The sequence below is a fragment of the Phytopseudomonas argentinensis genome (assembly GCF_900113905.1).
In the GTDB taxonomy this organism is placed as follows: domain Bacteria; phylum Pseudomonadota; class Gammaproteobacteria; order Pseudomonadales; family Pseudomonadaceae; genus Aquipseudomonas; species Aquipseudomonas argentinensis.
Map to the genome: position 1 here is coordinate 1,701,874 of NZ_FORC01000001.1, position 12,997 is coordinate 1,714,870.

General features: G+C 62.5%; 7 protein-coding genes. All 7 read right to left on the reverse strand.

Going from position 1 to position 12,997, the window contains the following annotated elements:
• Nucleotides 1-71: 71 nt before the first annotated feature.
• The 7 genes from hemE to BM154_RS07800 all read right to left on the reverse strand — a co-directional run bounded on the left by hemE (nucleotide 72) and on the right by BM154_RS07800 (nucleotide 12,989).
• Entirely contained in the window at nucleotides 72-1,139 is a 1,068-nt protein-coding gene (hemE, locus tag BM154_RS07770) for a uroporphyrinogen decarboxylase (RefSeq protein ID WP_074881978.1), read from the reverse strand.
• A gap of 199 nt (nucleotides 1,140-1,338) precedes the next feature.
• Nucleotides 1,339-2,757, reverse strand: coding sequence for an FAD-dependent oxidoreductase (locus tag BM154_RS07775; protein ID WP_074881980.1), 1,419 nt, complete (start codon nucleotides 2,755-2,757; stop codon nucleotides 1,339-1,341).
• 103 nt (nucleotides 2,758-2,860) lie between these two features.
• The gene (gene gltB, locus BM154_RS07780; RefSeq protein WP_074881983.1) at nucleotides 2,861-7,309 is read right to left on the reverse strand and encodes a glutamate synthase large subunit; all 4,449 of its coding nucleotides are present in this window, start codon (nucleotides 7,307-7,309) and stop codon (nucleotides 2,861-2,863) included.
• 204 nt (nucleotides 7,310-7,513) lie between these two features.
• Nucleotides 7,514-9,133: an AAA family ATPase gene (locus tag BM154_RS07785; protein ID WP_074881985.1), complete on the reverse strand. Its 1,620-nt coding sequence runs from the start codon at nucleotides 9,131-9,133 to the stop codon at nucleotides 7,514-7,516.
• Between the two features lie 7 nt (nucleotides 9,134-9,140).
• Nucleotides 9,141-10,247, reverse strand: a complete 1,107-nt coding sequence (gene aroB, locus BM154_RS07790) for a 3-dehydroquinate synthase (protein WP_074881986.1) — start codon at nucleotides 10,245-10,247, stop codon at nucleotides 9,141-9,143.
• Nucleotides 10,248-10,298: 51 nt separating this feature from the next.
• A complete protein-coding gene (gene aroK / locus BM154_RS24385) occupies nucleotides 10,299-10,817 on the reverse strand; it encodes a shikimate kinase AroK (RefSeq protein ID WP_074881988.1) in 519 nt (172 codons plus the stop codon).
• 3 nt (nucleotides 10,818-10,820) lie between these two features.
• Nucleotides 10,821-12,989: a type IV pilus secretin PilQ gene (locus BM154_RS07800; protein WP_074881990.1), complete on the reverse strand. Its 2,169-nt coding sequence runs from the start codon at nucleotides 12,987-12,989 to the stop codon at nucleotides 10,821-10,823.
• Between the last annotated feature and the right edge of the window lie 8 nt (nucleotides 12,990-12,997).

A 12,997-nucleotide genomic window follows, 5' to 3' on the forward strand; every position in this document is an offset into this window, starting at 1 on the left:
TGGAGAATGAAACGCTGATTGATATCCGCCTGCACCAGCCTCGCGGCAAAGCGCAGACGAACTAACCACAATCAACGGTGGTAGTCGGCCGACAGCTCGTGCACGGCCTCGAGGAAAGCGCCGGCGTGGGCCGGATCCACTTCCGGGGTGATGCCATGGCCCAGATTGAAGACATGACCGCTGCCACTGCCGTAGCTGGCGAGAATACGTGCGACTTCGGCGCGGATCGCCGCCGGCTTGGCGTACAGCACGGTCGGATCCATGTTGCCCTGCAGGGCCACCCGGCTGCCGACGCGGCGGCGCGCTTCGCCAATGTCGCAGCTCCAGTCCAGCCCCAGGGCGTCGGCGCCAGTGGCGGCTATCGATTCCAGCCACAGGCCGCCGTTCTTGGTGAACAGGATTACCGGGATCTTGCGGCCATCCTGCTCGCGAATCAGCCCGTCTACGATCTTCTGCATGTAGGCCAGGGAAAACGTCTGATAGGCGGCTGACGACAGGTTGCCGCCCCAGGTATCGAAGATCTGTACCGCCTGGGCGCCAGCGCGGATCTGCCCATTGAGGTAGGCGGTCACCGACTGTGCCAGCTTGTCGAGCAGCGCGTGCATGGCCTCGGGCTGGTCGTAGAGCATCGCCTTGATCTTGCGGAAGTCCTTCGACGAGCCGCCTTCGACCATGTAGGTCGCAAGGGTCCAGGGGCTGCCGGAAAAGCCGATCAGCGGCACCCGGCCATCAAGTGCTGACTTGATGGTGCGCACCGCGTCCATCACGTAGCCCAGGTCCTTTTCAGGATCGGGAATCGGCAGTGCGTCGATATCGGCAGCGCTGCTGATCACCTTCTTGAAGCGCGGGCCTTCGCCGGTCTCGAAGTACAACCCCTGGCCCATGGCGTGGGGGATGGTGAGGATGTCCGAGAAGAGGATCGCGGCGTCGAGCTGGGGGTAGCGGTCGAGCGGCTGCAAGGTGACTTCGCAGGCGAACTCGGGGTTCATCATCAGGCTCATGAAATCCCCGGCCTTGGCGCGACTGGCGCGGTACTCGGGCAGGTAACGACCGGCCTGGCGCATCATCCACACCGGCGTGACATCGACGGGCTGCTTGAGCAGGGCACGCAGAAAACGGTCGTTCTTCAAGGCAGTCATGGGTATTTCCCGAGCGGAAGCAGTGAGCAAAAAGTGCGCACATTGTCGCAGAGCAGGCCATAAAAGGCACGGCGTGGGACGCCGTGCCGCAGGCGCGGGAGGATGAGGCACGCGGTCGCGCGGCGCATTGCCCCAGGTCAGCAAGGCGACAGAAACGACGAAGCCGGCACTCGGCCGGCTTCGTCACGACGCGAAGGACTCAGACACCGAGGTAGTCGAGAATCCCTTCGGCGGCATTGCGGCCTTCGTAGATGGCGGTGACCACCAGGTCCGAGCCGCGCACCATGTCGCCGCCGGCAAACACTTTCGGGTTACTGGTCTGGTGCTTGAAGGTGGCCTTTTCCGGCGCCACTACACGGCCCTGGGTGTCGATACGGATATCGAACGCCTCGAACCACGGCGCCGGGCTAGGGCGGAAACCGAAGGCGATCAGCACGGCTTCCGCCGGAATGATCTCCTCTGAGCCCGGAATAGGCTCGGGGCTGCGGCGGCCACGGGCATCCGGCTCGCCGAGACGGGTTTCGACCACCTTGACGCCTTCGACCTTGTCCTCGCCGACGATGGCGATGGGCTGGCGGTTGAAGAGGAACTTCACGCCCTCTTCCTTGGCGTTCTTCACTTCCTTGCGCGAGCCCGGCATGTTCGCTTCGTCGCGGCGGTAGGCGCAGGTCACCGCCTTGGCGCCCTGGCGAATCGAGGTGCGGTTGCAGTCCATGGCAGTGTCACCACCGCCGAGCACCACGACGCGCTTGCCCTTGAGGTCGACGAAGTCTTCCGGCGCCTTCTCGAAGCCGAGGTTGCGGTTGACGTTGGCGATCAGGAAATCCAGCGCGTCATGGACGCCCGGCAGGTCTTCGCCCGGGAAGCCGCCCTTCATGTAGGTGTAAGTGCCCATACCCATGAACACGGCATCGTATTCATCCAGCAGCTGCTGCAGGGTGATGTCCTTGCCGATCTCGGTGTTCAGGCGGAACTCGATGCCCATGCCGGTGAAGACTTCGCGGCGATTGCTCAACACGGTCTTTTCCAGTTTGAACTCGGGAATGCCGAAGGTCAGCAGGCCGCCGATTTCCGGGTTCTTGTCGAACACCACCGGGGACACACCGTTGCGCACCAGCACGTCGGCACAACCCAAGCCGGCCGGGCCGGCACCGATCACCGCGACACGCTTGCCGGTCGGCTTGACCTTGGACATGTCTGGGCGCCAGCCCATGGCGAAGGCGGTATCGGTGATGTACTTCTCCACCGAGCCAATGGTCACCGCGCCGAAACCGTCGTTGAGGGTGCAGGCACCTTCACACAGACGGTCCTGCGGGCACACTCGCCCGCAGACTTCCGGCAGGGTGTTGGTCTGGTGACTGAGCTCGGCGGCGGCCAGGATGTTGCCTTCGGAGACCAGCTTCAACCAGTTGGGAATGAAGTTGTGCACCGGGCACTTCCATTCGCAGTATGGGTTGCCGCAGCCCAGGCAGCGGTGCGACTGCTCGCCGGCCTGGGCCGGTTTGAAGCTGTCGTAGATCTCGACGAACTCTTTCTTGCGCTGACGCAGCAGTTTCTTCTTCGGGTCTTTGCGCCCGACTTCGATGAACTGGAAGTCGTTATTCAGACGTTCAGCCATGTCATAAACCTCTTAGCAGCAGCGCCGGGCGACACGCCCAGGGCTGCAAGACAATCACGTTGAGCGGCGCGCCCGCTTTCAGGGCGCGCCGCTTGCAGCTGCTTTATTGCGGGTTGGCGCGGATGCTGGAGAGCAGCGACTTGAGGTTCGCGGCCTTCGGCTTGACCAGCCAGAACTTGCGCAGGTAGTCGTCCAGGTTCTCCAGCAGGTTGCGGCCCCACTCGCTCGACGTCTCGTCGACGTACTCGCTCAACACGCGCTCCAGGTGGCTGCGGTAGGACTCCATGGACTCGCTGTTGATGCGCTGGATTTCCACCAGCTCGTGGTTCACGCGGTCGTAGAAGCTGTTGTCCAGATCGAGCACATAGGCGAAGCCGCCGGTCATGCCGGAGCCGAAGTTGTAGCCGGTCTTGCCCAATACGCAGACGAAACCACCGGTCATGTACTCGCAGCAATGGTCGCCCACCCCCTCGACCACAGCATGGGCGCCGGAGTTACGCACGGCGAAACGCTCGCCCGCGGTGCCGGCGGCGAACAGCTTGCCACCGGTGGCGCCGTACAGGCAGGTATTACCGATGATGGCGCTTTCCTGGGTGGCGAACGGGCTGCCCTTGGGCGGCACGATCACCAGCTTGCCGGCGGTCATGCCCTTGCCGACATAATCGTTGGCGTCGCCTTCGAGATACAGGTTCAGGCCACCGGCGTTCCACACGCCGAAACTCTGCCCGGCAGTGCCCTTGAAACGGAAGGTGATCGGCGCCTTGACCATGCCCTGGTTGCCATGCACCCGGGCGATTTCGCCGGAGACGCGGGCACCGATGGAACGGTCGCAGTTGCAGATATCGAGTTCGAATTCGCCACCGCTGGCACTGTCGATGGCTGACTTGGCCATGGACAGCATTTCCTCGGCCAGCAGACCCTGGTCGAACGGCGGGTTGCGGTCGACTTCACAGAACTGTGGCTTGTCCGCCGGGATATGGTCGCTGCCGAGCAACGGGGTCAGGTCCAGGTGGTTCTGCTTGGCGCTTTCGCCCGGCAGCACATCGAGCAGATCGGTACGGCCGATCAGCTCACCGAGGCTGCGCACGCCCAGCTTGGCCAGCCACTCGCGGGTTTCTTCGGCCACATAGGTGAAGAAATTCACCACCATATCGACGGTGCCGATAAAGTGATCCTTGCGCAGCTTGTCGTTCTGGGTGGCCACGCCGGTGGCGCAGTTGTTCAGGTGGCAGATGCGCAGGTACTTGCAGCCCAGGGCGACCATCGGTGCGGTGCCGAAGCCGAAGCTCTCGGCGCCAAGAATCGCTGCCTTGATCACGTCGAGGCCGGTTTTCAGGCCGCCGTCGGTCTGTACCCGCACCTTGCCGCGCAGGTCGTTGCCGCGCAGGGTCTGGTGGGTTTCAGCCAGGCCCAGCTCCCACGGCGCGCCGGCGTATTTGATCGAGGTCAGCGGCGAAGCGCCGGTGCCGCCGTCGTAACCGGAGATGGTGATCAGGTCGGCATAGGCCTTGGCGACGCCGGCGGCGATGGTGCCGACGCCGGCTTCAGAGACCAGCTTCACCGATACGAGAGCGCTGGGGTTGACCTGCTTGAGGTCATAGATCAGTTGCGCCAGGTCTTCGATCGAGTAGATGTCGTGGTGCGGCGGCGGCGAAATCAGCGTCACGCCGGGTACGGCGTAGCGCAGCTTGGCGATCAGGCCGTTGACCTTGCCACCTGGCAACTGACCACCCTCGCCCGGCTTGGCGCCCTGGGCGACCTTGATCTGCAGCACTTCGGCGTTGACCAGATACTCCGGGGTCACCCCGAAACGGCCGGTGGCGATCTGCTTGATCTTCGAGCTCTTGATGGTGCCGTAGCGCGCCGGGTCTTCGCCGCCTTCGCCGGAGTTGGAGCGCGCGCCCAGGCGGTTCATCGCCTCGGCCAGGGCTTCGTGAGCCTCTGGCGACAGTGCGCCCAGGGAGATGCCGGCGGCATCGAAACGCTTGAAGATCGCTTCCAGCGGCTCGACTTCGTCCAGGCTCAGCGGAGTATCGGCCAGCTTGACCTGCAGCAGGTCGCGCAGCATCGACACCGGGCGGGTATCCACCAGTTTGGTGTATTCCTTGAAGGTCTCGTAGCTGCCTTGCTTGACCGCCGCCTGCAGGGTGTTGACCACATCCGGGTTGTAGGCGTGGTACTCGCCGCCGTAGACGAACTTCAGCAGGCCACCCTGCTGGATCGCCTTGCGGTTGTTCCAGGCTTCGCCCGCCAGGGCCTTCTGCTCGGCTTCCAGGTCCACGAAACGTGCGCCCTTGAGGCGGCTCGGCACCCCGCGGAAGCACAGCTCGGTGACTTCGTCGGCCAGGCCGACGGCCTCGAACAGCTGGGCACCGCGGTAGGAACCGACGGTGGAGATGCCCATCTTCGAGAGGATCTTCAGCAGGCCCTTGGAGATGCCCTTGCGGTAGTACTTGAACACTTCGTACAGATCGCCCAGCACTTCGCCGGTGCGGATCAGGTCGCCCAGCACTTCGTAGGCCAGGAACGGATAGACCGCCGAAGCACCGAAGCCGATCAGCACCGCATAGTGGTGCGGGTCACGGGCAGTGGCGGTTTCCACCAGGATATTGCAGTCGCAACGCAGGCCGGTTTCGGTCAGGCGGTGATGCACCGCTCCGGTGACCAGCGCAGCATGAGCCGGCAGCTTGCCCGGGGCGATATGCCGGTCGGTCAGTACCAGCAACACCTTGCCGGAACGCACCGCTTCTTCGGCCTGGTCGGCCATGTTGCGCACGGCCGCTTCCAGGCCGATCGACTCATCGTAGTTGAGGTCGATGATCTGCCGTTCGAAACCCGGGCGTTCCAGGTTCATCAGGCTGCGCCACTTGGCCGGGGAGATCACCGGCGAGCTGAGAATCACCCGCGAGGCGTGCTCGGGCGACTCTTCGAAGATATTGCGCTCGGCCCCGAGGCAGATCTCCAGGGACATGACGATGGCTTCGCGCAGCGGATCGATCGGCGGGTTTGTGACCTGGGCGAACTGCTGGCGGAAGTAGTCGTAGGGCGAGCGCACGCGCTGGCTGAGCACCGCCATCGGCGTGTCGTCGCCCATGGAGCCGACCGCTTCCTGGCCCTGCTCGGCGAGCGGGCGCAGCACCTGGTCACGCTCCTCGAAGGTGACCTGGAACATCTTCATGTACTGCTTGAGCTGATCGGCCTCATAGAAGGCCGAGCCATGGTCGTTGTCTTCCATGGTCGCGCGAATGCGCAGCGCGCTCTTGCGCAGCCACTGTTTGTAGGGGTGGCGGGACTTGAGGCGGTTGTCGATGTCGTCGGTGGTCAGCACCTGGCCGGTTTCGGTATCCACGGCAAGAATCTGGCCCGGGCCGACGCGGCCTTTGGCGACCACGTCTTCAGGCTGGTAACTCCATACGCCGATTTCCGAGGCGAGGGTGATGTAGCCATTGGTGGTGGTCACCCAGCGCGCCGGGCGCAGGCCGTTGCGGTCGAGCAGGCACACGGCATGGCGGCCATCGGTCAGCACCACGCCGGCCGGGCCATCCCAGGGCTCCATGTGCATGGAGTTGTATTCGTAGAACGCGCGCAGGTCGGCGTCCATGGTCTCGACGTTCTGCCAGGCTGGCGGAATGATCATGCGCACGCCGCGGAACAGGTCGATACCGCCGGTGACCATCAGCTCGAGCATGTTGTCCATGCTCGAGGAGTCGGAACCGACGCGATTGACCAGCGGGCCGAGCTCGTCGAGGGCCGGAATCTGGCCGTTCTCGAACTTGGTACGGCGCGCCTGGGCCCAGTTGCGGTTACCGGTGATGGTGTTGATCTCGCCGTTGTGGGCGAGGAAACGGAACGGCTGAGCCAACGGCCACTTCGGCAGGGTGTTGGTGGAGAAGCGCTGGTGGAAGACGCAGATGGCGGTCTGCAGGCGCTCGTCACCCAGGTCCGGGTAGAACTGCTGCAGGTCGGCCGGCATCATCAGGCCTTTGTAGATGATGGTCTTGTGCGAGAAGCTGCAGATGTAGTGCTCGGCGTCGCCGGCGTTGGCCACCGAAGAGCGGCGCCGCGCGCAGAACAGCTTGATGGCAAATTCCTGATCACTCAGGCCATCGGCGCTGATGAACACCTGCTCGATCTGCGGCAGGCGCTCGAGCGCCAGTTGGCCGAGCACGCTGGTATCGATCGGCACCTTGCGCCAGCCGACCAGGCTCAGGCCGGCCGCCTGAATTTCGCGATTCATGTTGTCGCGTGCAGCGCTGGCCTTGGCGTCATCTTGGTTGAGAAAGACCATGCCAACGGCATATTGCTTGGGCAGTTCGACACCAAAGGTGTCCTTGGCGACAGCGCGCAGGAACAGATCGGGCTTTTGAATCAGCAAACCGCAACCGTCACCCGTCTTGCCGTCGGCATTGATGCCACCACGGTGGGTCATGCAGGTCAGTGCTTCGATCGCAGTCTGCAACAGGTGATGGCTGGCCTCACCTTGCATGTGGGCGATCAGGCCGAAGCCGCAGTTATCCTTGAACTCATCAGGACGGTACAAACCTGCTTTCATAGGGGACTCTCACCAGACAGCCTTTCTCAGGCGTTTTCTCTAATCCGCGCGCAGGTCTAAACGCCGCGTTGCGCAGGCAAACGGAGGGCATTGTACATAGCGAGATAGACGTCACAAAGAACAATGTGACGAAAAACAGGAATAAAATGTCGCAAAAATGAAAGAGCCCGCTGCATCAGTTCATGCGCAACGGGCTCGTTTCGATCAGTTCGCCATTTCCTGGGTGACACTGGCGAAGGTCTTCGGCCAGGGCTTGCCGGCCTGAACCTTGGCAGGCAGGGTTTTCACGGCAGCCTGGGCGGCATCGCGGCTGGCAAAGCTACCATAAGTAATGACGAAAAGCGGCTTACCTTGGTGCATCTTCTTGAAGTAGCGGTACTGGGCGCCATTCTGACTGACGAATGAACGCGCTGCGGCCTCGGTACTGGTCCCAAGCACCTGCAAGGTGTAGTGGCCCTTGTTTTGCGCCGCATACCAGCTGTTGACTTGCGAACCGCCCGCTGCAGCCGGTGCCTGAGCCGCCGGAGCCGGGCGGGTTGCCGTAGCAGGCGGTGCAGCGGGCTTGGGTTGTTCGACCGGCTTGGGCTGCTGCACTGGCTTCGGCTGCTCAGCCGGTTTCGCCTGGGGTACAGCGGGCGTGGACACTTGCGGCGCCGGAGCAGGCGTTGGCGCGGGCACATTCTGCGCGGCTGTCGGGGGGATATTCACAGGCGCGGCCGGCGTGGACTCGGGCAGCTCCACGTTCGCTTCGCCATCGGTTTCGCCGGCCGCCTGGGCCAGTGGTTGACGGATGACCGGCTGCGACTGACCTACCAGGGGCAACGGCAGTGGCTGATTGCTGCCCGCGAATTCGATCGGCGGCCGACCATCAGCGCCTTGCTCGGCAGCCGGTGCACTCGGCGCAGTTTCAGGCTGTGGCGCTGCCCCCATGGGCAGTTGAGCCTGGGCCGGTGCCTGGGTATCAGTAGACTCGGAGCGGCCTTGCATGAGCAGAGCGGCAGCCACACCGACAGCGACCACACCCAGCGCAAGCAGATGCTTCTTGGGCAGCTTGAGCGCGAAACCACCACCTTTCACCGCACCACGGCGCGCTGCCATGGCCTCAATCAGCACCTCGCGCGCCACCCGGTTGATCTCGCCAGGCCAGCCGCCGGAGCGCTCGTGGATCAGTTCGATCTGCTCGTCGGACAGCAGCTCGATACCCTGCGCCGCGCCTTCCAGGCGAACAGCCAGGTACTCGCGCGTTTCTTCTTCGCTATAGGGCTGCAGTTCGATGACATGGAAGGTTTCTTCGCCGTTGCTCAGGGCATCCAGGCGCGCGATCAGGTCGGTGTCGGCGAACAGGAAGACGTGCGGGCGCCCCTCGGCATTGCCCTGGGCGAGAATCAGCAGTTCGTCGATGGCCGCGTCGCTGAGCTCTTCGGCATCGTCGATCAGCAGGTAGACCTCTTGCCCGGTCAGCGACAACTGACCAACCTGGCCGAGCAGAGAGGCACGATCGGTCTGCTGTGTATTCAACCCCTGGGCGATATGGCGCATCAGGGTTGCCGGGTCGGCAGCCCCTTGGGCCGATACCACTACGTTGTGTACGGCCTGCTTGTTGGTGCTGGCGACCAGCGCCTGACGCAGCAGGGTCTTGCCGCTGCCCTCCGGGCCGGTGACCACCAGCAGCAACTGGCTATAACGCGCCAGGTGATGAAGCTGCCCGAGCACTGGCTTGCGCTGCGCCGGGAAGAATTTGAACCCGGGCACCCGCGCCGCAAAGGGGTCATGGGTGAACTGGTAATGGTCGAGAAACGCTTCGTCGGCGTGCAAACTGGTCATTGAATACTCACTGATTGTTAAGCCGGGCCACCAGCGCCGGGTAATCGGCAGCCAGGGTGGCACTCAATATGTCTGCAGGGTAATCGCTGGTTACCACTGCTTCGCCCAGCGAACGCAGCAGCACCAGGCGCAGTTGTCCATCCAGCACCTTCTTGTCCACGGCCATGTGCTCCAGGAACTGCGCCGGCGTCATCTCCTGCGGCGGCACCACAGGCAAACCGGCCGCCTGGAACAGACGAATACCACGATCACGCTCCTCGGCATTGATCCAGCCCAGGCGATAGGACATCTCCAGGGCCATCACCGTTCCTGCCGCCACGGCTTCACCGTGCAACCAGACGCCATATCCCATCTGTGTCTCGATGGCATGGCCGAAGGTATGACCCAGATTCAGCGTGGCGCGCACGCCGGTTTCCTTCTCGTCGGCGCCGACGACGCGTGCCTTGGCCGCACAGGAACGCTCGATGGCCTCGGTCAACGCCGCCTGATCCAGGCTGCGCAGGGCAGCCATGTTCTCCTCGAGCCAGTCGAGAAACGACGCGTCGCAGATCAGCCCGTACTTGATCACTTCAGCCAGGCCCGCCGACAGCTCCCGAGGCGGCAGGGTGTCCAGGCTGCGGGTATCGATCAGCACGGCCTGTGGCTGGTAGAAGGCACCGACCATGTTCTTGCCCAGCGGATGATTGATACCGGTCTTGCCCCCTACCGACGAGTCGACCTGAGACAGCAGGGTGGTCGGCAACTGGATGAAGTTCACGCCACGCTGATAGCAGGCCGCGGCGAAGCCGGCCATATCGCCGATCACACCACCGCCGAGCGCCAGCACGGTAGTACGTCGATCATGGCGAGCGCCGAGCAGACCATCGAAAATAAGCTGCAAGGTTTCCCAGTTCTTGAATGCCTCGCCATCGGGCAGCACGATCGGGGTGACGCGGTAGTCCGCCAGCGTGTCCTGCAGCCTCTGCAGATACAGCGGCGCGATGGTCTGGTTGGTGACGATGGCCACCTGACGACCGACGATATGCGGCGCCAGCAAATCGGCACGGCTCAGCAGGCCCGTCCCGATATGAATGGGGTAGCTGCGTTCAGCGAGATCAACATGAAGTGTTTGCATGGAGCCCCCGATTGAAAAAGGGCTCTAGGATAGCGCAGTTCTGCCCTGCCATTAACGGGGCGCCAGCGCTTCCAGCCGCTCGAGAATTTCCTGGACCACCATCCGCGGCGGACGCTCATCGGTTTCGATGATCACGTCAGCGATCTCCCGATACAGCGGGTCACGAATGGCCAGCAGATCGGCCAGCACCTGCCCCGGGTTGGGCGCACGCAACAAAGGCCGGTTGCGATCACGGGCCGTGCGATCGATCTGCTGCTCCACGGATGCATGCAGATAGACAACCCGACCACAGTTTCGCAGCGCCTGGCGGTTCTGCGGCCGCAACACCGCACCTCCCCCCGTCGCCAGAACCAGCCCGTCGCTCTCGCACAGCGAACAGATCACCGCCTGCTCGCGCTCACGAAAGCCCTGCTCGCCCTCGACATCGAAAATCCAGGGTATATCGGCACCGGTACGCTGTTCGATCTCCTTGTCGGAGTCCTTGAATGGCAACCGCAGTTCTTTGGCCAGCAAACGCCCGATGGTGCTTTTTCCAGCACCCATCGGGCCGACAAGGATCAGATTACGCACAAATTACCGACTCACGGCCACCGCAGAAGTGTTCATGATGCGCGGAGTGATGAAAACCAGCAACTCGGTCTTGTTGTCCTGCACGATGTCGCGGCGGAACAGACGACCTACAAACGGTACATCACCTAAGAAGGGCACCTTTTCGACAGATTTGCTCTGAGTATTCTCGAATACCCCACCAATTACGATCGTCTCGCCATCAGAAACGAGCACCTTAGCATTGACTTCATTTTTGTTGATCGGCGGAACTCCGTTAACTGCTCGCTGGAAGTCCGGTGCGTCCTTGGTCACCTTTACTTCCATGATAATGCGGTTGTCCGGCGTGATCTGCGGGGTTACCTCAAGAGACAAGGCAGCTTCTTTAAACGATGTAGACGTTGCTCCACTGGAGCTAGCTTCTTGATAGGGAACCTCTTGGCCCTTCAGAATCTTCGCGGTCTCCTTATCTGAGGTCACCACCTTGGGCTGAGAGACAATTTCGCCGTTACCCGAACTTTCCATAGCAGAAAGCTGAAGATCCAGTACCACATTGTTACTCAAGAAGCCGATACCGATACCAGAGGTACTATTAGCTACCCCCATATCAACGAAGGGCAAACGAGCAAGACCATCGTCCAAAGTCGTACTGCCGATAGTATCGGTACCAACGAACCCAGCACGCTGACCAGTATCTTCGTCAAAGGCCTGTACGCCATCTTTACCACTTACATCCCAGCCACCCCGCCTTGCACTACCACCCCAGCGAACACCAAGCGCCTTGTCATAGTTAACGTTGGCTTCGACAATACGCGCCTCGATCATCACCTGACGCACCGCCACATCGAGCTGAGCGACGATACGGCGCAACTCATCCAGACGCTCCTGAGTCTGGTAGGCGATAATACTGTTAGTACGCTCATCGACCGTGATAGAGCCACGATCATCCGCCACGCCGCCATTCGCACTGGTCACCGACTGAAACAGCTTGGCCATATCGGCAGCCTTGGCGTAGTTGACCTGAATCAGCTCACGGCGCAGCGGGGCCAGTTCGGCGATCTGCTTCTGCGACTCCAGCTCCTGACGCTCACGGGCGGCAATCTCTTCCGCTGGCGCTACGAGCAGCACGTTGCCGACCTGACGCTTGTCCAGGCCTTTGGTCTTGAGCACCAGATCCAGTGCCTGGTCCCATGGAACGTTCTGCAGACGCAGGGTGATATTGCCCGCCACGGTGTCACTGGCTACCAGGTTCAGATCGGTAAAGTCGGCGATCAGCTGCAGCACCGAACGCACGTCGATGTCCTGGAAGTTCAGCGACAGCTTCTCGCCGGTATAGGCGAAGCGCTCTGCCTGACGCTTGTCGGCATCTTCCTGGGTCAGCGGTTTGACGCTCAGGGTCAGCTTGTTCTCGGTCTGGTAGGCCAGGTAATCGAAAGCTCCGACCGGCTCGATGACGATGCTCGCATCGTCGCCCGTGCCAGTGGCGCTGACGAACTGCACCGGGGTGGCGAAGTCCTTGACGTCCAGACGCACACGCAGGGCCTCGGGCAGCTGGGTACGGTTGAAATTGAGGATGATCTTGCCGCCGCGCTCCTGGATATCAGGGCTGACGGATGCGTCGGACAGGTTGATGACGATATTGCCTTCACCCTGCTCGCCGCGCTGGAAGTCGATATTGTTGATGGACTTGCTCGTCGCACCGAATACCTTGGGTGCAGCGGGCGCCGCAACTGGCGTTGCCGCCTGGGCGGGCCGGGCCGTTGCTGGCGCAGGCGCACTCACTGGCGCTGCCGCGGTGGTGGTTGCCGACGTGGCCACGCCGGTACCGACCTGCACGAACAGGTTGTTGCCTTCGGTGCGCGTGTTGTAGGGCGACAGGTTGGTCAGATTGATGATCAACCGCGTGCGATCCTTGGCCTCGACCACGGTAACGCTGCGCGCATTGCCCATGCCCAACTCGCGGTTCTTGACGCCCAGCTTGTTGGAAACCCCGGGCAGATCCAGCGCGATACGCGCCGGTTGCTCGATGGTATAGCCGCGCGGCGCCGCTACCGGCTCGTCGAAGGACAGTTTCAGCTCGACACGGTCGCCCGGCAGAGCCGCCACGTCCAGCGCCTGCAGGTTGGCGGCCAGAGCGGCAGGAGAGAGCAGTGCCACCAGCAGCGAGATGCTTAGGCGAGAGAGAGAGCTGTTCATGCTTGGAT

Coding starts and splice junctions, on each gene's coding strand:
- hemE (WP_074881978.1), bottom strand. CDS start 1,139: ATGACTGCCTTGAAGAACGACCGTTTTCTGCGTGCCCTGCTCAAGCAG.
- BM154_RS07775 (WP_074881980.1), bottom strand. CDS start 2,757: ATGGCTGAACGTCTGAATAACGACTTCCAGTTCATCGAAGTCGGGCGC.
- gltB (WP_074881983.1), bottom strand. CDS start 7,309: ATGAAAGCAGGTTTGTACCGTCCTGATGAGTTCAAGGATAACTGCGGC.
- BM154_RS07785 (WP_074881985.1), bottom strand. CDS start 9,133: ATGACCAGTTTGCACGCCGACGAAGCGTTTCTCGACCATTACCAGTTC.
- aroB (WP_074881986.1), bottom strand. CDS start 10,247: ATGCAAACACTTCATGTTGATCTCGCTGAACGCAGCTACCCCATTCAT.
- BM154_RS07800 (WP_074881990.1), bottom strand. CDS start 12,989: ATGAACAGCTCTCTCTCTCGCCTAAGCATCTCGCTGCTGGTGGCACTG.